This is a genomic window from Parapedobacter brassicae (assembly GCF_051400755.1).
Lineage (GTDB): Bacteria > Bacteroidota > Bacteroidia > Sphingobacteriales > Sphingobacteriaceae > Parapedobacter.
Genome location: NZ_JBLFFL010000002.1, coordinates 411,546 through 437,840 on the forward strand (window position 1 = coordinate 411,546; position 26,295 = coordinate 437,840).

Annotated in this window: 29 protein-coding genes; 22 read left to right on the plus strand and 7 right to left on the minus strand. The window is 51.3% G+C overall.

Annotation, left to right across the window (positions count from 1 at the left end):
* The first annotated feature begins 42 nt into the window (after nt 1–42).
* The 9 genes from ACMGDE_RS07155 to ACMGDE_RS07195 all read left to right on the plus strand — a co-directional run bounded on the left by ACMGDE_RS07155 (nt 43) and on the right by ACMGDE_RS07195 (nt 6,593).
* Entirely contained in the window at nt 43–372 is a 330-nt protein-coding gene (locus tag ACMGDE_RS07155; protein ID WP_436832087.1) for an ArsR/SmtB family transcription factor, read from the plus strand.
* A 37-nt stretch (nt 373–409) separates the two neighbouring features.
* A complete protein-coding gene (locus ACMGDE_RS07160) occupies nt 410–979 on the plus strand; it encodes a DUF6428 family protein (protein ID WP_436832088.1) in 570 nt (189 codons plus the stop codon).
* Nucleotides 980–1,008: 29 nt separating this feature from the next.
* Nucleotides 1,009–1,488: a GNAT family N-acetyltransferase gene (locus tag ACMGDE_RS07165; protein WP_436832089.1), complete on the plus strand. Its 480-nt coding sequence runs from the start codon at nt 1,009–1,011 to the stop codon at nt 1,486–1,488.
* A gap of 30 nt (nt 1,489–1,518) precedes the next feature.
* Nucleotides 1,519–1,944 carry an arsenate reductase ArsC gene (locus ACMGDE_RS07170; protein ID WP_436832090.1) on the plus strand — a complete coding sequence of 142 codons (426 nt, stop codon included), beginning with the start codon at nt 1,519–1,521 and terminating at the stop codon, nt 1,942–1,944.
* A gap of 1 nt (nt 1,945) precedes the next feature.
* Nucleotides 1,946–3,028, plus strand: coding sequence for an ACR3 family arsenite efflux transporter (gene arsB, locus ACMGDE_RS07175; protein WP_436832091.1), 1,083 nt, complete (start codon nt 1,946–1,948; stop codon nt 3,026–3,028).
* Nucleotides 3,029–3,216: 188 nt separating this feature from the next.
* The gene (locus ACMGDE_RS07180; protein WP_436832092.1) at nt 3,217–3,597 is read left to right on the plus strand and encodes a VOC family protein; all 381 of its coding nucleotides are present in this window, start codon (nt 3,217–3,219) and stop codon (nt 3,595–3,597) included.
* A gap of 12 nt (nt 3,598–3,609) precedes the next feature.
* Nucleotides 3,610–4,539 (plus strand): 1-phosphofructokinase family hexose kinase, encoded by a 930-nt coding sequence (locus ACMGDE_RS07185; RefSeq protein WP_436832093.1) that lies wholly within the window; start codon nt 3,610–3,612, stop codon nt 4,537–4,539.
* A gap of 231 nt (nt 4,540–4,770) precedes the next feature.
* The gene (locus ACMGDE_RS07190; protein WP_436832094.1) at nt 4,771–5,724 is read left to right on the plus strand and encodes a helix-turn-helix domain-containing protein; all 954 of its coding nucleotides are present in this window, start codon (nt 4,771–4,773) and stop codon (nt 5,722–5,724) included.
* Between the two features lie 92 nt (nt 5,725–5,816).
* Nucleotides 5,817–6,593, plus strand: coding sequence for an SDR family oxidoreductase (locus tag ACMGDE_RS07195; RefSeq protein WP_436832095.1), 777 nt, complete (start codon nt 5,817–5,819; stop codon nt 6,591–6,593).
* Here the strand turns inward: ACMGDE_RS07195 and ACMGDE_RS07200 are convergent.
* Nucleotides 6,550–8,505 (minus strand): TonB-dependent receptor plug domain-containing protein, encoded by a 1,956-nt coding sequence (locus tag ACMGDE_RS07200; RefSeq protein WP_436832096.1) that lies wholly within the window; start codon nt 8,503–8,505, stop codon nt 6,550–6,552. The two genes, ACMGDE_RS07195 and ACMGDE_RS07200, sit on opposite strands and share 44 nt — an antisense overlap.
* A gap of 64 nt (nt 8,506–8,569) precedes the next feature.
* Here ACMGDE_RS07200 and ACMGDE_RS07205 point away from each other — a divergent pair, with 64 nt between their 5' ends.
* The gene (locus tag ACMGDE_RS07205) at nt 8,570–10,051 is read left to right on the plus strand and encodes an aminotransferase-like domain-containing protein (RefSeq protein WP_436832097.1); all 1,482 of its coding nucleotides are present in this window, start codon (nt 8,570–8,572) and stop codon (nt 10,049–10,051) included.
* On the opposite strand, the gene ACMGDE_RS07210 is transcribed toward ACMGDE_RS07205, so the two are convergent.
* Nucleotides 10,048–10,995 carry a zinc dependent phospholipase C family protein gene (locus ACMGDE_RS07210; RefSeq protein WP_436832098.1) on the minus strand — a complete coding sequence of 316 codons (948 nt, stop codon included), beginning with the start codon at nt 10,993–10,995 and terminating at the stop codon, nt 10,048–10,050. The two genes, ACMGDE_RS07205 and ACMGDE_RS07210, sit on opposite strands and share 4 nt — an antisense overlap.
* A 250-nt stretch (nt 10,996–11,245) precedes the next feature.
* On the opposite strand from ACMGDE_RS07210, the gene ACMGDE_RS07215 reads away from it, so the two are divergent.
* The 3 genes from ACMGDE_RS07215 (at nt 11,246) to ACMGDE_RS07225 (ending at nt 14,403) form a co-directional block, all read left to right on the plus strand.
* The gene (locus ACMGDE_RS07215; RefSeq protein ID WP_436832099.1) at nt 11,246–12,247 is read left to right on the plus strand and encodes a glycosyltransferase family protein; all 1,002 of its coding nucleotides are present in this window, start codon (nt 11,246–11,248) and stop codon (nt 12,245–12,247) included.
* Nucleotides 12,248–12,251: 4 nt separating this feature from the next.
* The gene (locus tag ACMGDE_RS07220; RefSeq protein WP_436832100.1) at nt 12,252–13,592 is read left to right on the plus strand and encodes a GH1 family beta-glucosidase; all 1,341 of its coding nucleotides are present in this window, start codon (nt 12,252–12,254) and stop codon (nt 13,590–13,592) included.
* Nucleotides 13,593–13,722: 130 nt separating this feature from the next.
* On the plus strand, nt 13,723–14,403 hold the full coding sequence (locus tag ACMGDE_RS07225; protein ID WP_436832101.1) for a DedA family protein: 681 nt from the start codon (nt 13,723–13,725) through the stop codon (nt 14,401–14,403).
* An 82-nt stretch (nt 14,404–14,485) separates the two neighbouring features.
* Here ACMGDE_RS07225 and ACMGDE_RS07230 read toward each other — a convergent pair whose 3' ends face one another.
* Nucleotides 14,486–15,142: a response regulator transcription factor gene (locus ACMGDE_RS07230; RefSeq protein ID WP_436832102.1), complete on the minus strand. Its 657-nt coding sequence runs from the start codon at nt 15,140–15,142 to the stop codon at nt 14,486–14,488.
* Entirely contained in the window at nt 15,112–15,918 is an 807-nt protein-coding gene (locus ACMGDE_RS07235) for a sensor histidine kinase (RefSeq protein ID WP_436832103.1), read from the minus strand. The genes ACMGDE_RS07230 and ACMGDE_RS07235 overlap by 31 nt, the downstream gene beginning before the upstream one ends.
* Nucleotides 15,919–15,998: 80 nt before the next feature.
* Here ACMGDE_RS07235 and ACMGDE_RS07240 point away from each other — a divergent pair, with 80 nt between their 5' ends.
* Complete coding sequence (locus ACMGDE_RS07240) at nt 15,999–16,433, plus strand: hypothetical protein (RefSeq protein WP_436832104.1); 435 nt, start codon at nt 15,999–16,001, stop codon at nt 16,431–16,433.
* A 138-nt stretch (nt 16,434–16,571) separates the two neighbouring features.
* Here ACMGDE_RS07240 and ACMGDE_RS07245 read toward each other — a convergent pair whose 3' ends face one another.
* Nucleotides 16,572–17,372, minus strand: a complete 801-nt coding sequence (locus ACMGDE_RS07245; RefSeq protein ID WP_436832105.1) for a hypothetical protein — start codon at nt 17,370–17,372, stop codon at nt 16,572–16,574.
* Between the two features lie 218 nt (nt 17,373–17,590).
* On the opposite strand from ACMGDE_RS07245, the gene ACMGDE_RS07250 reads away from it, so the two are divergent.
* The 8 genes from ACMGDE_RS07250 to ACMGDE_RS07285 all read left to right on the plus strand — a co-directional run bounded on the left by ACMGDE_RS07250 (nt 17,591) and on the right by ACMGDE_RS07285 (nt 24,961).
* Nucleotides 17,591–18,250, plus strand: coding sequence for a porin family protein (locus tag ACMGDE_RS07250; protein WP_436832106.1), 660 nt, complete (start codon nt 17,591–17,593; stop codon nt 18,248–18,250).
* An 11-nt stretch (nt 18,251–18,261) separates the two neighbouring features.
* Nucleotides 18,262–19,764 carry a YfaP family protein gene (locus tag ACMGDE_RS07255; protein ID WP_436832107.1) on the plus strand — a complete coding sequence of 501 codons (1,503 nt, stop codon included), beginning with the start codon at nt 18,262–18,264 and terminating at the stop codon, nt 19,762–19,764.
* Between the two features lie 53 nt (nt 19,765–19,817).
* Nucleotides 19,818–20,624 carry a hypothetical protein gene (locus ACMGDE_RS07260; RefSeq protein ID WP_436832108.1) on the plus strand — a complete coding sequence of 269 codons (807 nt, stop codon included), beginning with the start codon at nt 19,818–19,820 and terminating at the stop codon, nt 20,622–20,624.
* Between the two features lie 150 nt (nt 20,625–20,774).
* Complete coding sequence (locus ACMGDE_RS07265; RefSeq protein ID WP_436832109.1) at nt 20,775–21,008, plus strand: hypothetical protein; 234 nt, start codon at nt 20,775–20,777, stop codon at nt 21,006–21,008.
* 97 nt (nt 21,009–21,105) lie between these two features.
* Complete coding sequence (locus tag ACMGDE_RS07270; RefSeq protein WP_436832110.1) at nt 21,106–22,344, plus strand: MFS transporter; 1,239 nt, start codon at nt 21,106–21,108, stop codon at nt 22,342–22,344.
* Nucleotides 22,345–22,428: 84 nt separating this feature from the next.
* A complete protein-coding gene (gene bamJ / locus ACMGDE_RS07275; RefSeq protein WP_436832111.1) occupies nt 22,429–23,169 on the plus strand; it encodes a BamJ family beta-barrel-assembly machinery protein in 741 nt (246 codons plus the stop codon).
* On the plus strand, nt 23,166–24,062 hold the full coding sequence (locus tag ACMGDE_RS07280; protein WP_436832112.1) for an aldo/keto reductase: 897 nt from the start codon (nt 23,166–23,168) through the stop codon (nt 24,060–24,062). The genes bamJ and ACMGDE_RS07280 overlap by 4 nt, the downstream gene beginning before the upstream one ends.
* Nucleotides 24,063–24,112: 50 nt before the next feature.
* Nucleotides 24,113–24,961 (plus strand): sugar phosphate isomerase/epimerase family protein, encoded by an 849-nt coding sequence (locus tag ACMGDE_RS07285; RefSeq protein WP_436832113.1) that lies wholly within the window; start codon nt 24,113–24,115, stop codon nt 24,959–24,961.
* Here ACMGDE_RS07285 and kdsB read toward each other — a convergent pair.
* Together kdsB and ACMGDE_RS07295 are read right to left on the minus strand one after the other, a co-directional pair.
* On the minus strand, nt 24,927–25,679 hold the full coding sequence (gene kdsB, locus ACMGDE_RS07290; RefSeq protein ID WP_436832114.1) for a 3-deoxy-manno-octulosonate cytidylyltransferase: 753 nt from the start codon (nt 25,677–25,679) through the stop codon (nt 24,927–24,929). The genes ACMGDE_RS07285 and kdsB overlap by 35 nt on opposite strands.
* A 1-nt stretch (nt 25,680) precedes the next feature.
* Complete coding sequence (locus ACMGDE_RS07295; protein WP_436832115.1) at nt 25,681–26,295, minus strand: deoxynucleoside kinase; 615 nt, start codon at nt 26,293–26,295, stop codon at nt 25,681–25,683.

Genomic DNA, 26,295 nt, shown 5'->3' on the forward strand with positions numbered 1-26,295 from the left:
TGGAAGTTATCTTTATTAATCGTAATATTGCAATATATAATTATGGGACTCACGAAAACAGCTATTTTCACGGAGGAGCAGAACCGATTGGCGGTATTGCTCAAGGCGCTCGCGCATCCAGCACGGATTGCGATCCTCCAACACATCATGGCCTCCAATACCTGTATCTGCGGGGAGCTGGTGGAGGAACTGGGCTTGGCACAGGCGACCATTTCCCAGCACCTGAAGGAACTGAAGAACGCTGGGCTCATTCAAGGGACCATCGACGGGGTGAGTGTGTGCTATTGCATCCAGCCGGAAAACTGGGCGCTGCTGAAGGACCAGTTGAGTGGATTTATGAAGGCTTATAAGGGTGTCTCCAGTTGCTGTTGATTTTTTTTGAGCTTATTAATCGTAAAATTGCAATATTATGAACAATGCAGATTTAATGACCTGGGCGGCCTTTAAGGATCAGCTGGCGGCTCATCCGGACGCAGTGCTTCAATTCCAATATGCCGAAGGCAAATGGGTGGATGCTGCCTACCACATCACGGAAATCAAGCAGGCGCCGATCACTTCGGTGGATTGCGGCGGGGTGATGAATGCGTGGACGGAGATCATCGTACAACTATGGGAGCCGGAGGCAGCAGATAAGGAACGGGCAATGGCGGTAAGCAAAGCGCTTTCCATTGCCGATGTTGTGGAGAAGACGCTGCCGCTTAATCCTTCGGGAATCGTGAAAATCGAGTTCGGCAATTCGCAGTTCGATACCCGGCAGATGTATCCCGGCGAATTTATTGAAGCGGGCGAAAACCTGGTGGTGAATCTTATTCCCGATGCGACGCAATGCAAAGCCATCGGTAGGGGAGATAACTGCACGACGACAATAGGGGGCGATCCCTGCTGCGGAGCGACCGAGGGAGCTGCTACCAAAAAGAAGGTGGAGTTGGTGCAGCTGACTACAGCAGACGTGTGTACGCCGGGTTCGGGTTGTTGCTAATATAAATGTGATCGAAGATGCAGACGCACATGATGAAACATTCAGATTGGCCCGCTATCAAGGCAATTTACTTGCAGGGAATTGCTACGGGGCAGGCTACTTTTCAAACGGAAGCTCCCGACTGGGAGGAGTGGGACCGCTCGCATAGCCTGCATTCGCGTTTGGTAGCCGTAGTGGAGGATCAGGTGATTGGATGGGCGGCGCTTTCACCTGTTTCCGGTCGCTGCGTGTATGGCGGAGTGGCTGAGGTGAGTGTGTATGTGCATGAGCAGCACCGGGGCAAGGGAGCGGGAGCATTACTGATGGAACAGCTGATCATAAGCAGCGAGCAAAATGGGATATGGACGCTGCAAGCGGGTATTTTCCCTGAAAACAAGCCGAGTATCGAGCTGCATCGCCGCTGCGGATTTCGGCAGGTGGGCTATCGGGAGCGAATCGGTAAGCATGGCTCCCTGTGGCGCGATACGGTGTTGATGGAGCGGCGTAGCACGACTGTTGGCGTGGAATAAATATTAAATGAAAAACCAAAAGATAAAACTGTGAAAAAAATCCTTGTATTATGTACCGGCAACAGCTGCCGGAGCCAATTGGCAGAGGGTTACCTACGACACTTTGCCGGAGACCGCGCCGAAGTATACAGCGCGGGCATTGAAACGCATGGGGTTAACCCCAAAGCGGTGCAGGTCATGAAAGAAGACGGCATCGACATCTCGGGGCATACATCCAATCATGTGGATGAGTATATTGATATTGATTTTGACTATGTCATCACTGTTTGTGACAATGCCAAAGAAAGCTGTCCGGTGTTCCCATCCAAAGCCCGGCAATTCCACCACAATTTCCCCGACCCGGCAAAGGCAACAGGTACACCCGAAGCGGTAATGGATCAGTTCCGCGCAGTACGGGATCAGATCAAGGGGTACAGTGAGGCATTCGTCCGCGAACACATCACAGGAGGAAAGTAGCATGTCGGCGATTGATTGTGCGCCCGCGGCGCGGCGCAAGCGGCTTGGGTTTCTTGACCGCTACCTGACTTTGTGGATATTCCTGGCGATGACGATTGGCGTAGGCATCGGCTATTTTATTCCCGCATCGGCTGGATTTATCAATTCATTCTCCAGCGGTACCACGAATATCCCACTGGCCGTGGGCCTCATCCTGATGATGTATCCGCCGCTTGCGAAAGTCAAGTATGAGCAACTGGGGAAGGTATTCAAGGATGTCAAGATCCTGAGCCTTTCCCTGGTGCTCAATTGGGTCATCGGACCGGTATTGATGTTTATCTTGGCGGTTACGTTCCTGCAGGATTATCCGGAATACATGGTGGGCTTGATTCTCATCGGCCTGGCCCGATGCATTGCCATGGTGGTGGTGTGGAATGAATTGGCGGAAGGGAACCGGGAATATGCTGCCGGGCTGATTGCGCTGAACAGTATTTTCCAGGTGCTGTTTTACAGCGTGTTTGCATACCTGTTCATCACGGTGCTTCCGCCGCTGTTTGGCATCAACGCGACCGAAATCAACATCACCATCGGGCAGATCGCAGAGAGCGTGGGCATTTACCTGGGCATTCCATTTGCGCTGGGCGTAATCAGCCGGTATGCGCTCATTGCCTGGAAAGGGGAGGAGTGGTTTACTAAAACCTATGTGCCGGTGATCTCGCCCATCACGCTGATTGCGCTGTTGTTTACCATCGTGGTCATGTTCAGCCTGAAAGGGGAGCTGATCGTACAGATTCCGATGGATGTGGTGCGGATCGCCATTCCGCTGGTGATTTACTTCGCTTTTATGTTTGTATTCAGTTTCCTCATCGGCAGGCGCTTGGGCGCCGATTATTCCAAAAATACGGCTATCGCCTTTACGGCCACGGGTAACAACTTCGAGCTGGCCATCGCGGTGGCCATCGGCGTATTTGGCATCAACAGCGGGCAGGCCTTTGCCGGGGTTATCGGTCCGCTGGTGGAGGTGCCGGCGCTGATTGCACTGGTCAACCTGGCGTTCTGGTTCAGGAATAAATATGACAACGGTATCCGCGCTGCCGCGGAATAGGCTGTTGTTTTATTTTACTTGATTGATCACCATGGGCGCTTTTTCGATGAGCAGTGCGCCGAATAGGATGAACATCAGCAGCATCACCACGGCCACAATGCCGGACAACCGCGCGCATCTGCCCATTTTGAAATTTCCTCACGAATTCAGTATCTTCGAACAGGCAGAATCGAAGCTACATGACGGCAATGAAAACTGAGATTTTAACTTCTATCCCTGTGCTACCAACTTCTGATATTGAAAGGGATGTTGTTTGGTACAACGAAAAAATGGGGCTTGAAACGTATTTTGCAGACCAGATGTATGCCATTTTGTATAGGGATAAGCTCATTTTGCACCTGCAATGGCATGCTGACACGGATGACGACCCGTTGCTGGGCGGTTCGGTGGTGAGGGTTTACGTAAAGAACATCAAACCGCTTTTTGATGAGTTTCTGCAAAGGGGCACCATTACCGCAGACAGATTACGAACGAACACCCCGTGGAAAACCAACGAGTTCGGCTTTCACGACTTGAATAATAACGCTATATTTATCATGGAAGACGCCATTGGAATGGAAGATAATTAACGCCAGTTTATTATGAAGCACTCCATTCTCACCATTACATTAAACCCAACGGTGGATAAAAGCAGCTCCGTCGATCAAATTGTCCCGGATAAAAAGCTCCGGTGTGCCGAGCCGAAATACGAGCCGGGTGGAGGTGGCATCAACGTTTCAAGAGCCTTGAAACGTTTGGGGTTGGAGGCAGAGACGTTTTTCCTTTCGGGTGGGCGAACCGGAGCACTGCTGGAGGAGCTGCTCCAAGCGGAAGATATACCGATGCACCCGTTTACCGTTCCCGGCGAAACGCGGGAGAATTTTATCGTGGTGGATTTATCCAGCAACCGGCAATACCGCTTCGGAATGCCGGGAGAGGAGGTTGCCACGAAAGATCAGGCAGCTATCCTAAAAGCCGTTGGAGATCTGACGCCGTTTCCTGCAATTGTCGTGATCAGCGGAAGCCTTCCGCCCGAGATGCCTACGGCATTTCTGAGGCAGCTCATCACCCAATCGAAGGAGAAGGGCAGCAAGGTTGTGGTCGATACCTCCGGGCAGGCACTTCAGGAAGCGGCAGCAGAAGGAGTGTTTTTGTTGAAACCAAATTTAGGCGAACTGGCTGGTTTGACGGGTAAAGATGAATTGGATAGCGCTTCTGCCGAGGCTGCGGCACTGAAAATGATTGGGGAAGGAAAAGCGGAAGTTGTCGTCGTGTCGCTGGGTGCGCAGGGTGCCAATATGTATTCGGCCACGGAGCGTCTCCACGTGGGGGCTCCCGTCGTGAAAAAACGCAGTACCGTTGGCGCGGGAGATAGTATGGTCGCCGGGATGGTGTCCGTGCTTGCCACAGGCGGCAGTTATGAAGAAATGCTTCGGAAAGGTGTGGCTTGTGGTACAGCGACAACCATGGTAGCAGGTACCGGGCTGTTTGCCCGGGAAGAGGTGGACCGCCTATATGCAGAGTTGCACTAATAAAGGACACGTGAGGTCTTTTAGACTTATCTGTTCAATCGTTGACAAAAAGTTAATCCCCACTTAATTGCTAGATAATATACCTACCTTAGCTTTGCTGTAACAAAAAGAACATATAGCAGCATTCATTTTGTTAGGTTTGGTTAAATGGAAAGACCCCGCTGTGAAGCGGGGTTTTTTTTGCTTTGATGGATATTGCGTACCTTTGAATTTTACAAAGCGCGTCCATCGATGAAACACATAAAAAACACCTCGCTCGACGAGTTTTATCTGGAAGCGGCCCACTTTACGGGGAAAGCGGTCGACACCCTGTTGCCACCCGGAATTAACAAGGAAATAGGTCATTTCAATGTGTTTGACCTTGCCGAGACCATCAAAGAGGTGAAACGGAAGTCGGTGATGCCTTACAACCGCAGGGCCTACTACAAGATAAGCCTGATCAGGGGGAAAAACAGAGCGGAGTATGCCGATAAGGTAATCGACGTAAAGGAAAATGCCCTGTTGTTTGCCACACCAAAGGTGCCTTATCATTGGATTCCGCAAGATGAACAGCAATCGGGTTCTTTCTGCGTGTTTACGGACGCCTTTATGCTCAAAAATAAGAGTGGCGTGGTACTGGATGAACTCCCGATCTTTCGATCCGGTGGCTATCCGGTTTTTGAGATCACGCGGGACGAGGCCGAAGAAATAGCGCTTATATTCAAAAAGATGCAACAGGAGATTGCGTCGGACTATGCCTATAAGTATGACCTGCTTCGCAACTATGTGCTTGAGCTCATCCACTACGGTCAGAAACTGCAACCGGCATCGGCCTCGCATGCCAACCAACATGCTGCTGCCCGGATCATTGCCTTATTCGTCGAATTGCTGGAACGGCAGTTTCCCATCGAATTGCCCAACCGGCAGCTTCAGCTGCGATCGGCGAAAGAATATGCCGAACGGCTTGCGATTCATGTAAACCACCTCAATAAGGTGTTAAAAGAGCATACCGGTAAGACGACCACGGAGATGATCAGCCATCGGATCGTGCAGGAAGCCAAAATCCTGCTGAGGCAAACGGACTGGAATATCTCGGAAATCGGGTATAGCCTAGGCTTTGAGGAAGTATCGCATTTTTCCAATTTTTTTAAGAAGCAAACCGCGGAGACGCCGCTTACATTCCGTTCGTCGGTACCTCATATTTGAATTTTGTAAACATCGGATTGATGTTTGCAACTGGTGACACTGCTTTTTGTCCGACTTTTGTGGGATCAGATGATGATCACACGAATTAAAACATGAACGAGATGACAACAGCAAAAAGTAAAGTGGCACTGGTGACCGGCGGAAGCCGTGGCTTGGGCAGTGATATGGCGATCAGCCTGGCAAAAAAAGGAATAGACGTGGTGCTGACCTACAAAAGCAACCAGGCGAAGGCCGATGCGGTCGTGGCCGAAATCCAATCGATGGGGCGGTCAGCTGCCGCTTTTCAGCTGGACACCAGCAATGTAGCGTTATTTGACGGTTTCTTCACGCAGGTAACAGCGCATTTAAAGGCGCAGACGGGCAGTCCGAACATTGATTTCCTGATCAACAATGCGGGTACCGCGCTGTATGCGCCCTTCGCGGAGACAACGGAGGCGCAATTTGATGACATGCTGAATATCCATTGGAAAGGTGTCTTTTTTCTGACTCAGAAGGCGCTGCCATTCATCAATGACGGCGGCCGCATCATCAACGTATCGTCCGGGCTTGCGCGGATCGTGATGCCCGGTTCATCGGCATACGGTTCGATGAAAGGGGCCATTGAGGTGTTTACGAGGTACCTCGCTAAGGAATTGGGTGCGCGGGGCATCGCGGCGAATGTCGTTGCTCCGGGCGCCATAGAAACGGATTTCGGTGGTGGCCGCGTGCGGGACAATGTCGAACTGAATCAAACCATTGCCGCGGCGACGGCGCTCGGCCGCGTGGGACGGCCCGACGATATCGGCAGTGTAGTGGCTTTCCTGTGTACGGAAGAAGCCAAATGGATCAATGCGCAGCGGATCGAGGTGTCTGGCGGGCAGATGATATAAGTCCGTATTTCAGCCCCAGGCTAAACCACCTCCCCGGCATGGGTACCGCGGCGGCCTCGATATAGGTGACGTCGAAGATGTTCTGCACATCCAGGTATACGTCCACGGGATTGAAACGATAGGCCATGCGCAGATCGCTGACGACGTAGCGGCGATAACTGAAGCGCTCATTGACGCGTGCGGCTACGGTGGCGGAGAACCGTCCGGTCGTCAGCTGCAGGTTGGCGGCTAACTGATGGCGCAGGCTTTCGATGACATACTTGGATAGGTAGCCAGCCTCGCGGCTGTCTTCAAATCGGGGCGACAGCCAGGTGTACGAAAGACCAGCCATCAGTCCGGGCTGCCCGGCGCGGTGCAGGATCCGGTAGTTGCCGGAGAAGGTGAGGCCCTGTGTGCGGTTGCGCTGGAAATTGTGGGGTTGCCAGGGATCGTCGGGCGATGTGCGCACCCAATCAATGAAATCATTGACGTTGCGGTAGAAATAACCGGCATGGGCAAACAGCCGTGGACCGGCGTATTTGACGCCGCCCTCGGCGTGCCAGGCCTGCTCGGATTGCAGCACGGGGTTGCCGATGTTGCCGGGGCGCTGATCGAGGTAAAGGTCGGTAAACGAGGGGATGCGCTGACCGGTGCCGGTGTGGGCGACCAGTTTCCATCGCTCGCTCACCTCGTAGCCGAGGTCGATGCCGGGAAATACCTGCCAGCCATAGTCAGAGTTGTAGTTGACATAAGCGCCTGCGTTGAGCAGCAGGCGGTCGATCTGCTCGGTCTTGAACTCGGCGTATATCCCGTAGTTGCTGCGATCATGGTTGCCGATGTTGGAACTCCGGATGATTTCCTGCCGCATCTCCAATCCGATACCGAAGTCGCCCGCCGCGGTTTGGAGGGTGCTATTGATTTCGGTATTAATGGCATGGCCGCGGTGCTGGCTCCGCGCACGGCTCAGGTCGTGGCGGAAGTAGCGGTAGTCATCATACCCATAGCGGTAACTGACGCGGGGCGACAGCGACAGACGCTCGGTGAGCCGGCTGCGATACCCGATGGCAGCCAATACAGTTTGGACGATCTCGCGGGATTCTTTGTCGCCCGGCGCGGCATAGAACCCGTTAGCTCCGAAATCACTGGATACATAGCCGCCCATGAGCGACAGCGCATCCTCGCCGTGGGTCTGGACCTCTCCTTGGTAAAATACCTTGTGATTGCGGAATGCCGTGTTGTAGCGATAACCGTTGCCGGATTCGTGGCTGCCGTAGAGCGACTGGCGGTGGCGCGGCCCGACGATGCTGCCACCCATTTGTATCCCCCGCCCATGGAAGCGTGCGCCGTTGGCGGCGGTATCGCTTTTGAATCCCGACCCGGCGTAGGCGTGAGCGGATAAGCCGGAGGCATCGGGCGTACGCGTCACGATGTTGATGGCACCGGTGAGGCTGTTGATGCCGTATATCCGCGCCGCCGGTCCGCGGATGATTTCGATGCGCTCAATGGCGTCGGTGGGGATGGGCAGGTTGAGGCTGTTGTGGGCGGTTTGGGCATCGAGTACTTTGACACCGTTTACCAGGATGAGCGTCTGCTCGAAGCTGCCGCCGTCGATCGCGACATCGGCTTGGGAACCGAAGGGTCCGCGTTGGCGGAGGTCCACGCCGGCGACATGGCTCAGCAGCTCATTGAGCGACCGTGCGGGCAGCGCGTCGATCTGGGCCCGGTCGATGATCTGGATATTCCGGTTTTGCTTGGCAAACGGGAGCTGGAGGCGGTTTTCGGTGATAACGACCTCGCCTAGCGATATGGCACTGGTATCTGACCGTGGCGGTGCAGGCCGCGCTCCCGGGTGAACTTGCGCCGAGGCAAAATGGGTACAGCTAATGGTGAGCATGACCAGGGTTATGCAGGCTATCGGTAGAAAACGCTTCATCTTGTTTGTTTTTTTGCAAAAGTCGTATCTTGCCGGCACATCTTGATGTGCCAGTTTTGATATTATGGATAGTCCGGTTTTAGTGCCTTATCGAAGTTTTGTCCAGATCGACCGCCAGTCGGCTACGCCGGTGTACCTGCAGGTGGCCCACCAGCTGATCAACGCGATCCAGCGCGGGTACCTGATGGACGGCCATAAATTGCCGGGCAGCCGAAAAATGGGCGGATTGCTGGGATTGCACCGCAATACCGTAGCGGCCAGCTATGACGAACTGGCGGCTCAAGGGTGGGTAGTATCGCATCCGAGCCGGGGGACGTTTGTGCAGCATGGGCAATGGGAAAAGCCCGGGCGGCTAACAGGACAGGAGGGGGCAGCGCTGACGGTGTATCCGCAGCAGGCGGGTTTCGGTTTTAAGCGATGGAATGTGCTGGACAATCCGTTCGACCGGTCGCCCTGCCGGTATAGTCTTGACGACGGACTGCCCGATCCGAGGCTTTCCCATGTCGACTATCTCTCCCGGCTGTTGCATACGAATATGAAACGTAAGGGCAACAGGACCAAGCTGGGGGGGCATAACCTGATGGGAAGCGACTATTACCGGGAAAACCTGGCCAATTTTCTCAACCTGACACGGGGCTTGCATATTGCGACGAACAACCTGCTGGTCACACGCAGCCTGGAGCTCAGCATCTATATCGTAGCCGAAACATTGATCTCGCCGGGTGACAGCGTGGTGGTAGGGGAGCTGAGCTATTTCGCTACAAACATGATCTTCCAAAAAGCGGGGGCGAACATCCTGACGGTTCCCGTAGACGAAGAAGGCATTGACGTATCGGCTGTTCGGGCACGCTACGAGCAGCGTCCATTCCGGTTGTTGTATATCACGCCTCACCACCATTACCCAACGACGGTGACGCTCAGCGCGCGCCGCCGTGTTGAGTTGCTGGAACTATCGGCCAAATACGGCTTTATCATCCTGGAGGATGACTACGATTACGACTTTCGCTACGATGGGAGCCCGCTGCTCCCCATGGCCAGCGCCGACACGGAAGGGATGGTTGTCTACGTTGGTACGTTCGGTCGATCCATGGCATCCGGCTTCCGTTCGGGCTTCATCGTGGCACCCGAGGCCCTGATCGGCGAAATGGGCAAACTATTGGGTATCATGGACCGGCATGGCGATATGTTGACCGAACTGGCTCTGGGCGAACTTATCGCAGAAGGGGAGATGCACCGCTACCTGCAAAAGACTACCCGCGAGTACCGCGCCCGTCGCGACCAACTGGCCGCCCTACTGGCGGACCGTCTCCGGGGCGTAGTGGATTTTGCTATGCCCGCGGGGGGATTGGCCATTTGGACCGCATGGCCACAGGAGATGAACCTCATGCGGTTTGGAAGGCTGTGTGCCCATCGCGACCTGTTTTTGCCCCGTTACCTGCTTTATCAATCGCGGCGACATACCGCTATCCGGCTGGGATTCGGCAGTTTGACGCCCCATGAACTGACCGAGGTGGTGGACATCATGGCGGAGGCGGCAGTGGGCTAATGCCATTCTTCCCGCCCGAGGATTTTCTGCCCTTCTGCGGGGGCAGGTACCGAGTCTACGGCTGCGGGCAGCTCGGTAAGCTGCCGCAGATCCGGCTGACCGGCGTCTACCCACGCCGAATACCAGAAGTTGCCGATGCTGCGGATGGCTCCCCGCATCCGCTGCTCGACCATACCCTTCATGGTTTCGTGATAGGCTGCCGAATAGGCGTCTGAATAGGTACGGATCAGGATGCGGTTGCGCTCGATGTAACCGTACTTGCGATCGGCGGGAAATGCCGCACTTAGTCGGGCTTCAATGCCCAATACCGAATCGACCAAGGCATGGCTCTCCCGTACAATCCGCCAGGCTTCTTCCACCGGCGACTCGACATAACGGGCCCGCCCCACCATGAAATCATACTGGTCGGCAAATAGTTCGGGCAGCCTGCTTTCCCAAAAGGCATGGATGCCCACTTGGTTGGTCTTCTGTCCATTGTAATTGCTGGTGGTATGCAAGGGCACATGCGCGTCGGCCAAATAGTGGCCAATATCGGAGGAATGGCGCAGGACCCGCCGAATGTCATGCTTGCTGAGCGCGTCGACGAGGTTGCGATAGCTCCGGTTGATTTGCCAGGGGAGGATGCCCGAGGCGAGCAACCGGCGCTCGGAGAACTTATCAACGGCGGCCGTCCAGTGGATGGGAATGGTATCAAAAGGCTGCTCACCGTATTCGTCGGCATCAATGAAATGGCGGAACGATTCGTTGGTATCGACATAGCACCGCTTATCGGCATCGATGGCATGTTCGGTCATGTAGTCCACCCGGTCCTTGTAAAAACCGGCGATATCCGCTGGCAAGGTAAACACGGCCATTCGGTTGATGAGCTTATGCGCGTGGAAACCCCACGATGAAAGCAGGATTACGGCCATAGCGGCTAATGGTAATAGGCAGATTCGGTTCATGAAATAAAATTAGTATATTCGTTAAAATATTACAAATCCTTCACCGGCTTTTAATATTGGAGTAATATCAAATTGCCAAATTCGTGTACATCAATATACGGATGCTATGAAAAGGTTGCTAAGTTGGTTCGGAAGTTTGAAAAGCCGTATTTTTTTGCGTTTTTTGGCTTCAGCATTTAGGCATTAATCGCGTCATCAGCGTGAGAAGTTGTAATTCTCTGATGTCTCCCGTCTGATGTCTCGTATTCATATGAAAATTCTCTACGCAGTACAAGGTACGGGCAACGGCCACTTGAGCCGTGCGATGGATGTAGTGCCCTGCCTGCAACGGCGGGCCGAAGTGGATGTGCTGGTGAGCGGTATACAGGCTGACCTGACCTTGCCTTTTCCCGTTAAATACCGCATGCATGGACTCAGTTTCATTTTTGGAAAAAAGGGGGGCGTGGATCTGTGGAGAACATTCATGAGCTCCACCGTGCGTCGGTTAGTCCATGAGGTCAATAACTTGCCGATAGAACAATACGATTTGATTATCAATGATTTCGAACCGATATCGGCCTGGGCTTGCAATACGCGGGAAAAGATATGCGTCGGTTTGAGCCACCAAGCGGCAGCCATGGACCTGCAGGCCCCGAAGCCAAAGGAGCAGGATATGCTGGGCAAGTTTATCTTGAAGAATTACGCGCCAGCTACGATCAACTACGGATTCCACTTCAAACGCTATAACCACCGGATTTTTACGCCGGTCATCCGTCAGCAGGTCCGTCAGTTGGCTGTGGCAGACAACGGTCATTACACCGTTTATCTCCCTGCATATGACGATGCGCGATTACTCAAGCACCTGATGCGTTTTCCGGATGTTCACTGGCAGGTTTTTTCCAAACATAACAAAAAGCCGTTTGAGATGCGCAATGTAAGCGTGCAGCCCATCGCCAATGAGGCATTTATCCAAAGCATGGCGACCTCAGCCGGGGTCTTGTGCGGTGCCGGATTTGAAACACCGGCGGAAGCCTTGTTTCTGCAAAAGAAACTATTGGTGGTGCCGATGAAGAACCAATATGAGCAGCACCTCAATGCGGCGGCATTGGAGGAAATGGGGGTGCCTGTGATCAAAAACCTGAAACCCAAAAACGACCTCACCATAGAGACTTGGCTGAATAGCCGCCGTACGGTTTCGGTGGATTATCCCGATTGTACACAGTCCATCATCGATGAACTGCTGGAAACACATGTATCCAACGCATTGGTATAGGTAAATGGTAAAAGCAGACTTCGGATCTGATTTTCAGTGGGGCGTCTCCAGTGCCGCATTTCAAACGGAGGGCGCATGGGACGAGGCCGACAAAGGATTGTCTATATGGGATGTGTTTTCCAGCAAAAAGGGCAAGGTTAAACACGTTCACGATGCGCGCACAGCTTGTGATTTTTACAACCAATACCGAGACGATGTCGCGTTGATAAAGGGCATGCACATTCCGAATTTCCGTTTCTCGCTGTCATGGCCCCGTATCTTTCCCGATGGCGTCGGCCGATACAATGCCAGGGGGATGGATTTTTACGAGCGATTGGTAGACCATTGTCTGGAACAGGGCATTGTGCCGTGGGTGACCCTATACCATTGGGACCTCCCGCAAGCCTTGCAAGATAAGGGCGGGTGGACCAATCGGGATGTGCTTGACTGGATATCGGAATATGCTGCCCGGGCAGTGAAAAGCCTGGGCGATCGCGTGCAGCACTGGATGGTGCTGAATGAGCCAGCCGTATTTACCGGTGCTGGTTATTTTTTTGGCGTGCATGCGCCCGGTCTCACCGGCTTGCGTAATTTCTTTCCGGCGGCGCACCATGCAGCTTTAGCCATGGGCACGGTGGGACGGCTCATGCGAGCGGAGATGAGCCGGGCCCGGATTGGCACCACCTTCAGCTGCTCAAGTATACACCCCTACAGCAGCAGGTGGCGTGATGTGGATGCCGCTAAACGGGCCGATGCCTTGATTAACCGCCTCTTTATCGAGCCGGTATTGGGACTGGGCTACCCCACAGCTGATCTGAAGGCTCTGGGAGGGATCGAAAGCTACGTGCGGGCGGGAGATGAGGTGCTTTTGCCATTTGATTTTGACTTCATCGGCATCCAGAATTATACCCGTGAACTGGTACGGCACTCCTATTTTGTACCCTACCTGCAAGCACAGCTGGTACCAGCCAAAAAACGCAAGGTACCGCTCATCACCGAGATGGGATGGGAGGTGTATCCCGAGTCGATCTATGAAATGATCAATAAATTCAGCGCCTATCCTAATGTGCCCGATATCTACATTACAGAAAACGGTGCGGCTTTTCCGGATACAGTCGAAAGCGGTGCCGTGCATGATGCGCTGCGCATTCAATACCTGCAAGATCACCTCGCACAGGTGCTGCGCGCCAAGCGCGAAGGGCTGAATGTGCATGGCTATTTTGTGTGGACACTGCTCGACAATTTTGAATGGGCGGAGGGATACCATCCGCGATTCGGATTGGTGCATGTGGATTTCGAGACACAGCGGCGGATCGTAAAGGATTCCGGCAAATGGTATGGATCGTTTTTGGCAGATAACCCGTGATCATGATTGTCAACGCTTTGCCATTTTGAACGAATATTTAGCGTCTCGATAGCGGCTGGCCGATCATGGCACGGTTTTATACAACATCTTTCCAGTATTCGTTCGTTCCTTTGTTTTTATTTTGTGATCAGTGGCTGAGTTTTTAGATTTCTTGAACAACCTCACCAATCCGGACTGGATTGTTGCACATGGCGGTCTTTATTTATTGTTGTTTATCGTTTTTGCCGAAACGGGTATTCTCATCGGGTTTTTCCTGCCGGGGGATCCGATCTTGTTTATCGCGGGCATCATCATTGCCAACCTGACGCTTGGGCCGGTGGACTCCGTGCTTACATTGTTGTATTGGATCGCGCTGATCGGCGCTGCGGGCATCTTGGGCAACTTCGTAGGTTACTGGTGTGGCAAATACTTTGGGCATCGGCTGTTGAAACAGAAGGATAACTGGCTTTTCAAGAAGGAATATATTTTGAGAGCGCAGGAGTTTTACCATAAGCGGGGAGGGGTGGCGATCATCCTTGCACGTTTCTTGCCGGTGGTGCGCACGTTTGCCCCGATTGTGGCAGGCATCGTGGAAATGGACTTCAAGAAGTTTGCCCTGTATAACGTGGTGGGTGGCATCCTTTGGGTGGGCAGCCTGGTGACCTTGGGTTATCTCCTCGGCGAAAACGAATGGGTGCAAGAGAACCTGGAGTATGTGATCATGGGCATCGTGGTGCTGGCTACCGCGCCTGTACTGGTGAATATGATCACCGGAAAGAAAAAGCCTACGGCACTTGCCCAGGCTGAGGTGCTCGAGGAAGAGGAATACTAACGAACGTTCTCAAGCGTCAAAAGACATTTCGGCTTGTCTACGATCGAAGCCAAAATGATCCATTTAATTGGTCAGTAATATTTTACAGCGGTACAATCCCATTCTTAATGGCGTAGATGGCCAACCCCGTCCTGGTCTTTAATTGCAGCTTCTCACACAAGGCGTTGCGGTAGCCCTCAACCGTTCGGGGACTTACACACATTTCGTCGGCGATTTCGGCGTAGCTTTTTTCGGAGCAAACTTGTTTCAAAAACTCGATTTCGCGGTTGGTTAGTTTCACGAACATGCGGATGGCTGAATCCTCGGTTAGCGCATGCACCGATTGCATGACCTTACGAGTAATCAATTCGTTGAAAAAGTAGCCCAATGCTAGTACATCGTCAAACGCCCGCCGCAGTTCGGTGGGCTCAGCATCCTTGAGTACATATCCTTTGGCCCCGTGCTTAATCATCTTGATAATGGCTGTTTCAGTATCCATGGTGCTCAAGGCCAGTGTTTTGACGGATGGATGATTTGTCCGAAGCCATTCAGCTGTGGTGTATCCGTCCATCTCGGGCATGGTGATGTCCAACAGGACAATATCCGGTAGCTGTGAGGTTTGTAAGCGGTTGATAAAATCCCGTCCGTTGGCTGCTTCAAACAGCACCTTGTAGCCGGGAAAATAATTGATGAGCGCGGCCAGTCCCTTGCGAAATAGGGCATGGTCATCTACAATGGCGATGTGCTTGGTATCAGGCATAAGGGTATTTCTAAGGTGATTGTGGTGCCTTGGTTAACGATACTGTTGATGGTGGCCGTGCCGCCGATCAGCGCGGCGCGACTGATGATGTTTTGCAGGCCCAGCCCGGTTTGACCGGCGCTTGCCGGATCAAAGCCGCTTCCATCGTCGCGGATTGCGATGCTTACTCCATTCTCGTCGAAGTCAAACGCTACATGGATTTCATGGGCTTTAGCGTGTTTCAATACATTTTGGAGGCTTTCCTGGATAATGCGGAACAGGATGATTTTAGATTGCTCAGGCAACGGCCTTTCTGTACCCTTGATCGCTGTGGTACATTTCATCACGCCTCCCCGACTCATCCGCTGCAATTCTTGCGATACGGCTTGGGATAGGGTGACCTGCTGCAGGCGCTCGCTGCTGAGGCTCTTGGCGATGTCGCGCAGATCGGCCATTGCCTGGCCGACGTTGTGCTTGATCTCCTCGAGCAGGGTTTTATCTATCTGCTCATGCTGCTCGGCAATGTTCAGCTGTACCTTGGCAAGGCTGAGCAATTGCCCCACGTTGTCGTGTATTTCCCGGCTGATGGTGTTGAAGGTCGCTTCCTGCATTTCCAAGCGCGCCTGGAGGAGTTGTTTGTGATAGGCTTCATCCATGGTTTGCTTTTCTTGGTGGTGCTGGAATTTTTTTTTCTGGTGATACAGCATGGTAAAGACAATCACCCCCACAAGAAGGATAAATAAGACAACGCCTGAACAGATAACGATCAGGATTTCCTGGTATTGATCATTTGACATAAATATGCATAGCAAAATAGCGAATACATCACAATGTTGGAAATCTGAAGTAATTGCTTTAAGAAATTCGCCAGCGTAGCATGGTTTTTAGTCAAGAAATTGAACATGCCCATATAAGGCAGTCCACAGGTGTAAAAGAAAACCAAGCCTACAGCTATCCAAAAATCGCTGTAAAATCGGTATCGGATGGTACCTTCATTTACAAGCGTTTGATAACAGAAGAGGATAGCCCACAAAACCGTGAACAAACCACCGACGGTGTACACATAGCTGTTCCATTCGTCGATTTCAAACAGAAAGAAAACGACAGCATACCAAAAAACGGGATATACATACAGAAACCCGTTAATGAGATAGCCAACATGTCTGGATCGAATGATTTGCTTGAAATAATATGCGTAAAACATATACTCCGCCAGCATGAAGAAATTATAGCGTTGTACATTGCTTTTTGGTCCAGAAATTTCGATTTGCAAAAAAGTGCTCCATTCTATCAGACTGGTATATATCAGTAATACAGCGAGTACGTTTAGTTGGAAGGGAAAGCCACGTCTTATGCCTATGATGCCGAATACGGTCGCAAGTGACAACAAAAAAAGATAGGTGTAATGTAAATACATACCTTACCAAAATTTGAGAACGTCCAGTACCCACTATAACGTGCTTCCTTTGTCCGGATACGGCGGGATTGGAAATGCTGTATCCTGTGCGCCAAGGAATGGTACGCCTTTTTCGGGGTAGCGGGGATCAACTCCTTCTAGATGATGGTCTTCATGTTTTGCGTCGGTAAACACAAAAAGAATGGTCAATCGTTGGCAGTAGCGATGTCCATGCTCGCTCTGCACCGGGACATTAGTGTACGAAGCGATATAGATTTTGATGCCCGACACGCCGTATTGATTATTCAGTTGATAGTCGATTTCGTCCCTGATTTCCTTTATATGGCATTGATTAAAAAAAATCTGCTTGGTCTCCAGCAGTTGTTCCTTGATATCGTCTTCACATAAGGTGGGGGTCAGCTTGTCTCGCTTGGTATCCAGATAGTTGGTAATCAGTATTTTTGCTTCCTGTGGTGCTATTGATATCGCTCCTTTTTGCGGATGAACCATATAAAATGAGTCGGGGATATCGGTGTCTACCCCCGCTATGTTCTTAGTGGGTGCGTAGACGAGTGCGAGTTTACCATCGTTATCCGGATCTCCATGTTTCCCATACGAGCCGAAGTATACCCGGACCCCGTCGGCCCCCGCTATTTTCATCAAGGTATCAAATAGTTCCAGTATTACAGCGGCCTTGGGATAATAGAAATATATCCGCTCCTGATGGTTTGGATTAAGCGCGCTGACGACGCGGTCCAAGTGTTTTTTTTTGTGGTCTTTATACCACATTATTCGCGATGTGGCAGTTTCTTGTGAGACATACGTCCGATGCGGAAAAGGTGTTTGCGGTTCCATGCAATGAAATTTTGGTGTTGATTGTTTATGTTGATTAATCCGTTTGCCAATATACGGACATTCCCCGCGGTTTTCGCGTATTTTTTGTTTTTCCGTGATCATACGGAGAAGGGAAGCGGGTTTTTACGGGGGGCAGATCAAGGGGTGATACGCTATTGTGCGTGTATCGGTCCGTGTAGATTTGCCCTCAACTTATCATTCAATTTAAATTTTAAACCATGAGAAAATTATTTTTATCTACACTGTTACTGACCAGCCTGGCCCGACTTTCGGTTGCTCAAGAATCGCCTGTTAAATTTGGGGTGAAAGCGGGTATTAACCTACCGACCATCTCGCTGTCTGGAGAGGCCCTTCCAGATGAGTACCAGGATTACTTGAAGTCCTCCGCGTCGTTTTATTTCGGAGCAACGGCTGATTTTTTTATTAACGCGAATTTCAGCATCCAACCGGGCCTTACCTTGTCTGGTAAAGGATATAAGTTGAGTGAAGAGGAAGCTGGATATGCTTACCATGAAACATGGAATGTCATGTATCTGGAAATCCCCGTAAATGCTGTGGGTCGGTTTGATGTTGGGCCCGGTGAAGTGTTTGTAGGCGCTGGGCCATATTATGGTTTTGCAGTAAGCGGTAAGTCTAAATGGGAGGAAGAGTACGAGGGCGAGTCCGATTCGGGGGAGGAAGATATTGAGTTTGGAAGTGATGACGAGGCCGATTGGAAGCAGGGGGATTTCGGCCTGAACCTGTTGGCGGGCTATGCGCTGACCAACGGCTTGAATGTCCATCTTGGATACGGACTCGGGTTGAGTAATCTAAGTAATGGAACTGATGTGAAGATGAGTAACCGGGTGTTTTCCATCGGTGTTGGGTTTTCATTTTAATAATCAAGATCATGAGAAAACAATTATTATTGACGTCGCAGGTGATCAGGATGCTTTTATGCTTCGGTATGGGCGTGCTGATGGTTTCATTCCTTTCCTGCAAAAAGGACAACAACGAGGAGATTGACGAACCACGAGGGGCGGTACAAGTGAATTTTTACCAGCCGTCATCCCTTGAGGAGGAATATAATAAACCGCAGATAACCATCAAGGATGAAACGTTTCAGCTAACTGCTATTGGTCATAATGCCAATGGCATACCACAGCGCATCGAAAAGATTTATCTTGCTGATGAGGAAAGTATGACGGAATGGATGGTCATATTGGACGACCAAGGGGATCCCGCATTCCTTTATGGGGTAAATACCGCAACAAACGAGCGGTTGCCAGACCTCTACTGGTATTTAAAGGAAAGTTCAACGGTTTCGTACCTTCGGTACTATTCGTACGATTGGGAAAATCGCTTGGGAACGTTATTGTATGAAGTGAAAACCACAAACGGTAGCGATGAAGTGACCTTTGGCGGGGATTTAAACGCTTCTTTGACTCCCTCGATGTCGGTTGAACCACGGTTGTCTTCAGTCGCCATTGCGGGTGAAAAGAAGTCTAAAAACAATGCGTTCAAAACGCCTGCCTTTGATTTGATGACTCGTCAATTGGCAGTACTACCCGCCGGGGCGCGTGGCCTTGTTGCAGCATCCAACGGCGATGAAACGATGGATGAGGCATTTGACCGGCAAACGAGAGAACTGCTAAGCAGTCTTCAGTCGCTTAAAGATGAGCTGTTTGATAAGCTCTGCAATGTGAGTGAGCTTTCAGGGAGCGGAAACGCGGGATGCAGTATTTTGGATGTACTTAAAACGGTTACCGACCGCCAAATTTTTGATGACGTGGTTGAAGCTCACCATGAACACCAGGAGCATAGTGACCCGTCGGTAAGTGAAGTGTATTCAGGAAGCATGTTTAATATAGATTTCGGGGTATTCAATGCAAGCAATATCCACGACAATCTGGGGAGACATTTTAATGATATTTGGGGAAGCGTGCAGGAGACGGATATTGAGCGTATATTCCAGACACTTGAAGCACTGGCTTATACGGATACACAGGATCTTGATGATCTCACCGATTCCCGTGGCGTAGTACATGTCGCATTGTCGTGGAATAGCACATCTGATATCGATTTGCATGTTGTGGACCCCTTTGGCGAACGCGTATTCTTTCAAGTGCCAACTTCCCAGTCAGGAGGATATCTCGATCGGGATGACGTAGATGGGTACGGTCCTGAAAATATTTATTGGCCCGATCATGCGCCCGATGGTACCTATGTCGTGTATATTCACTATTACGGCGTATTGAATGGTTCGGTACCAGCGCCGAGTACAGCATGTCAGGTGAAAATCGTCAATGGACTTGGTAGTAGCTTTGCTGCGCAAACCGATTTATGGTATGTCGACCAAATGACCGAAATTACCAAAATCACCAAACAAGGAAATCAGCTCACATTTCATTAGTGGTTTGATCATAGACTGTCTCTCCTTTTTTAAACCGTATCACATACTAAATCATGAAAAAACAATTGTTTTTATTGACATTGCTGTTGTCAACCATTACCTGGAGTTATGCCCAGATCACCCGCAATGAAACCAAGCTGAGCCGTGGCTATCTGAGGCTTGGTTTCAGCAATTTCGGACAGGAACTGAAAGATGACCTGTCTAATTTTTCTGTAAATGGGGGTAGCGGGGTGGATGGCGAAGCGTCTGCCCTGAGCAACGTGTTAGATGGCCGTTATGGAGCCAAGCGCGGCTATGTGTTCGAATTCGGCCGCAATTACTACTTCAATAAAACCAGCCTCTTGCCGGCGTTTGATACCAAGATTGGTCTGGATTGGACACAGTTATCGCTCGTATACAATAAATTGGATTGGAGCAATTTTGCCGAACGGGATATCGACAATGGTTATGAAGTAGACGAGACATCATTCTTTGCGGGCTCCGCTTCTACAAAATTGGGCCCGGTAATCTCCATTAATTTGATTGGTAAGCTGGTGGTAGATGTAAGGGCTCAACTGGCAGCGACCTACTATTTCAATTCGCTGAACTATTATGCGTATAATCCTGAGGATGACGACGAGAAGTACTTTTCATTCATGCCGATAGATGCCGAAGATGAGGAAAGTTTTTCGGCGGTCACCAAGGCCGGGAATTTTGGAATCAAGCAAAACTACGGCGCTACGGTGCGTTTCGGAGGACTTGGTTTGGCCTTAGATTACTTCCCCGGATCTATTAAAGCAGAGTACACCTCAAACGAAGGGGACGGTGAGGAGAAATTCAAGAACAATATCTTTCAAATCAAGCTGAGCCTGATGCTGTAAATCGAAGTGCCTTTGACTGACGTTCGCCAAGTGCCCGCTTTTCGGTGCTTGGCGATTTTTTGATGATAACGCGATAATGACTTATCGCTGGACAATCCCATTCATGTCGCATAGATAGTAAATCTCGTGCGGGTCTTTAATTGCAACTTCATGAACCTGATATTTCATTTGTTATGTAAGTTATTCGTCGTGACCCTTGGATTGGCCCTGGGTGTGGTGGTGATCTGCATGTATGTTAGGAAGGCGAGCGACGCGATCATCCGCAGCGAAACGATACCCCTGGATTCCATTCAACAACCCCCTGTCTCCAGCGATACGGCTGTCGATGATCACGAAAATAGCGGGTACGAAAACGGATACATGTGCTTCATGGATTTGTATTAGTGGGTTTGTTGCAACAACTTAGTAGGTTTGTTACGATAACAGGGCTGGGCAGCATGAAAGGATTTCTTACCTTTGTGCAAACGTCATTTTCGTGCTCATGGACACCGAAACATCCACCGTTACTAAGCAAGTATCTGCCACCATCTATCCTGTACTATTCGCCGTAAGTTTTTCGCACCTGCTGAATGATACCATCCAGTCGCTCATCCCGGCGATCTATCCGATTGTAAAGGATTCGTTCAGCCTGAGTTTTTCGCAGATCGGGCTGATTACACTGGTATTCCAATTGTCTTCTTCTTTGTTGCAGCCGCTGGTCGGAATGATCACCGATAGCAAACCCTATCCGTATGCGTTGCCGGTGGGTATGGGATTCAGCCTTACGGGACTGGTGATGATGGCACTGGCGCCGAGCTACCAGTGGATATTGGTGGCTGTGGCATTCGTGGGTGCGGGATCTTCTGTTTTCCATCCCGAAGCGTCGCGTATGGCCTATGTGGCCTCCGGTGGCCGGCGTGGCTTCGCCCAGTCGCTATTCCAGGTGGGGGGCAATGCGGGGAGTGCCATCGGCCCGTTGTTGGCGGCGATGCTCATCGCCCCGTTCGGGCGGTTCAATGTGATCTGGTTTTCGTTTGCGGCGCTCACGGCCATCGTGATCCTCTACCGCGTAGGCAAATGGTATAAGCCGAAGTCGATCCGCAACTATATCCTCCGGAAAAATAACGTGAAGGAGGTCGTCCGGCAGCCACTCCCGCGCAAGACCGTTATCCTTTCGATCGTCGTGCTGTTGGTGCTTATTTTTTCGAAATATTTCTATTTTGCAAGTCTCACCAGCTACTACACTTTTTACCTGATGGATAAGTTTGGGGTATCTGTGCAGCAATCGCAATTATACCTATTTGTGTTTCTTTTTGCGGTGGCCGCGGGTACGATGATCGGCGGACCGGTAGGCGATCGTATCGGCCGTAAGTACGTGATCTGGTTATCCATCTTGGGGGCATCTCCGTTTACGCTGGCGCTTCCGTATGCTAACCTGTTTTGGACAGTTATCCTGTCGTTTATCATCGGCGTGATCATCGCTTCTGCTTTTTCGGCGATACTGGTGTATGCGCAGGAGCTGCTGCCGGGCAATGTGGGACTGGTATCGGGACTGTTTTTTGGTTTTGCATTCGGCATGGGGGGCATCGGATCTGCTGTGTTGGGGCGGCTGGCGGATGGGCAGGGCATCGACTATGTGTATCATTTGTGTGCATATTTGCCGCTCATCGGTGCGGTGGCCGCATTTTTGCCGGATTTAAAGAAATCACCTAGGGGCAAAGACGCCCTGAGCGGCAGATGAGCAATTGATCGCCTTGCATATATGTGCAAGTTTATCTAAGTTTGGTCGCGCTGTGTAAACGTTATGATGATCCTAATGATACGAATGAAATATCTAATTGCAAGTGTTGTGGGCTGTTTGTTGATAAATGCTGGATGGGCCGGTGCTCAGCAGACTGACACAGCAAAGGCGTCCGCGCTGAAAAACCGTGCTGATTCGGTGGCTTATGCGTTTGGTGCCTCTATCGGTCGGGATCTGAAACGGACAGGCCTTGATGAGATCAATGCGACGGTGCTGGCACAGGCGATTGCGGAGGTATTCGCGGGCAAAGCACCGGCCTTCGGGGAAGCCGAGGAACGGGAGTTGATCATGAATACCATTACCGCCGCCAAAGAGCAACAAGACGCGCGGCTTAAGGCCGAAGCCACCGCTTTTATGGAAGGAAATAAAGCCCGATCAGGGGTGGTTGCGACAGCATCCGGGCTCCAATATGAGGTTATCCGGGAGGGTACTGGCGAAAAGCCTGCGCTCGATGATACCGTGACGGTGCATTATAAAGGGCAATTGAGCGATGGCCGGGTGTTTGACAGCTCATACGACCGGGGGGAGCCGGCAACATTCCCGCTTGACCGGGTGATACCCGGTTGGCAAGAGGGGCTGCAGCTCATGCCCGCAGGGGCACATTATCGGATTTATATACCCTATGAGCTGGGCTATGGCGAGCGCGGGGCTGGACAGGATATCCCCCCTTACAGCTCGCTGGTGTTTGAAGTGGAACTTATCTCGGTAAAGAAAGCGACAAAAGATATACCGGCGGTGGAAACATCGGCCGAACAGACCGAATGAACCAGTTAGGCAAATCGGATTTATATGTAAGCCCGGTCAGCTTCGGCTGCATGTCTCTGGGCGAAAACGCAACGGTTTATAAGGACCTGCTGCAAAAGGCGGCGGATGCGGGTATCAATTATTTCGACACGGCCGATCTGTACCAAAAGGGGCTGAATGAGTTGTACGTGGGGGAGGCGCTCAAGCCGATCCGAAAATCGGTTATCATCGCAACGAAAGTGGGCAACCAATGGCGTGCCGACGGTAGCGGCTGGGACTGGAATCCGCGTAAGGAATATATCCTGGGTAGTGCGGAACAAAGTCTGAAACGGCTGAAAACGGATTATATTGATCTCTATCAGCTGCACGGTGGTACTATTGAGGATCCCATCGATGCAACGATCGAAGCCTTTGAGCAGCTCAAACAGGAGGGAAAGATCCGTTGGTATGGTATTTCGTCTATCCGACCGAATGTAGTGAGGGAGTACGTCAGGCGCTCAAACATCGTCAGCGTGATGATGCAATACAGCCTGCTCGATCACCGGCCGGAAGAGGCCCTGCTGGACTTGCTCCGGGAGCACGAGATCAGTGTCATTTGCCGGGGCGCCATCGCGCAGGGATTGCTGGCGGGCAAACCGGCCGATAGCTATTTGCAGTATACGGAGGGGGAGGTCTTAAGGGCGGCAAAGGCGGTGGCGAAAGTTGCTACGGAAACCGGGCGGACGGCGCTTGATGTGGCAATGGGCTATGTATGGGCACATCCGGCCGTGGCGACTGCGGCCCTGGGGATACGGACATCGGCGCAGTTGGATGGGGCCATTGATGTGTTGCGCAAGGCTGAGTCCCTGCCAGAAAGCCAATTACGCTTCCTGCGAGCGTCGGTGCGTCCCTTCCGCTACGAAGCGCATCGGTAACCAAATGGATTCATGAAATCATGACATTATAAACTAAAATTAAATAAGCAATGAAGAAGCATCTAAATGTATTTGTCTTGACGACGGTTATCGCTATGGCGATGGGCGTGTCGGCGTTGAAGGCCCAACAACCGGAGAAGAAATTGGGTTGGTACCTGTCTGCGCAAACGTATACTTTCAACAGGTTTACATTCTTTGAAGCGGTAGACAAGACCATCAGCGCGGGTTTGAATTCGGTGGAAGCGTTTAACGGGCAGGAGATCGGCGGTGGAATAGAAGGGAAGATGGACTACAAGATGGACGCTGACAAGCGGAAAGCGATCTTAAAGGCGTTGAAAAAGAAAAAGGTGAAGCTGTGTGCCTTTGGTGTCGTCAATGGTAACACCGAGGAGGAGTGGAAACAATTGTTTGCCTTTGCCAAAGCGATGGGCATCAAGGTCATCAACTCTGAACCCAACGAAGAATTTCTTCCGTTGATCGGTCAGCTGGCTAACCAATACAAGATCAAAGTGGGTATACACAACCACCCGCAGCCTAGCCACTACTGGGATCCTGCCACTGTGCTGGACGCCATTGCCAAAACCAACAGCGAGTATGTGGGAGCCTGTGCGGATATCGGCCACTGGGTGCGGTCGGGTTTGGATCCGTTGGAATCTCTGAAGAAATTAGAGGGGCATGTCGTCAGTCTGCATTTCAAGGACTTGGCCGAAAAATCGGCTAAAACACATGACGTGCATTGGGGTACGGGCGTGTGCAACGTGGAAGGGGTGATCGCTGAATTGAAACGCCAGGGTTTCAAGGGCAATATTTCGGCGGAGTATGAGCACAATTGGGAAAACAATGCCCCAGATGTGGCCCAGAGCGTTACGAATTTTCGGGAGATTGTGGGAAGGCTTTAAGCCTTTCCAGATCTTCGGGGGTGTCCACTGCAATGGTTTCCAGGGTGGTTTCCGCCGTTTGGATGGTGTACCCGTTTTCGACCCACCGCAACTGCTCCAGCGCCTCGGCCTTCTCCAAAGAAGAGACGGGAAGTTTGGTCAGCTCGGCCAATACGGAGGCGCGGTAGCCATAGATGCCGATGTGTTTATAATAGGGATGTAAATGAAGCCAATCTTGAGAGGGCGCATTCCGCTGGAACGGAATGGTTTGCCTACTGAAATAAATGGCCTGCCCGGTGCGGTCAACGACCACCTTAGGTATGCCGGTATTATAAAGTTCACTAAGCGCAGTTATTTTTTTGACCAGCGTGGCGATTTGAACATCGGGATTTTCGAAGCATCCAGCGACAAGCTCGATTTGGATGGGGTCGATATACGGCTCGTCTCCTTGGATGTTGATGGCAATGTCAAAACCAGCATAGACGCTAAGTACTTCGGCACACCGGTCGGTACCGCTTTGGTGGGTATCGGCGGTCATCAAGACCTTTCCGCCAAATGCGGTGACATGCGAAAAAATACGTTCATCATCGGTAGCGACGACCACTTCGTGAAGGCGCTCGCTTTTGGTGGCCTGCTCGTATACCCGCTGTACCATGCTCTTGCCCTGAATATCAACGAGGGGCTTACCGGGGAAACGGCTTGACGCATAACGTGCTGGAATGATGCCGATGATCTTCATATCAAAATAACCCAAACAATTCGGTTTCTATCTTCTGTAGTACAAAGCCAAGGTCTTCAGGGTTCTTGGCAAAGTCCAGCTTATCCTTGTCCAGTATGAGCAGTTTCCCGTCCTTGTAGTTTTTGATCCACTTTTCATATTTGGTATTGAGCTTAGACAGGTAGTCCAGGCGGATATTGGCTTCGTACTCCCGGCCCCGCGTTTGGATGTTGTCTACTAAGGTAGGTACCGAAGCCCGCAGGTAGATCAGCAGGTCAGGTGGTTTGATATACGAGACAATGCTCTCAAAGATGTTGCTGTAGTTTTCGAAGTCGCGCGCACTCATGAGTCCCATATCATACAGGTTTTCTGCAAAGATATAGGCATCTTCATAAATGGTGCGGTCCTGGATGATGTTGATCTCTTTTTGCTGCAGCTGTACGATATGCCTAAACCTGCTGTTGAGGAAATAGATCTGCAGGTTGAATGCCCACCGTTTCATATCACTGTAGAAATCTTCCAGATAGGGGTTGTCTTCCACCGCCTCAAATTGGGGCTCCCATTTGAGGTGGTTGGCCAGCAACTTGGTAAGCGTGGTTTTGCCGGCTCCGATGTTTCCTACGATGGCGATGTGCAT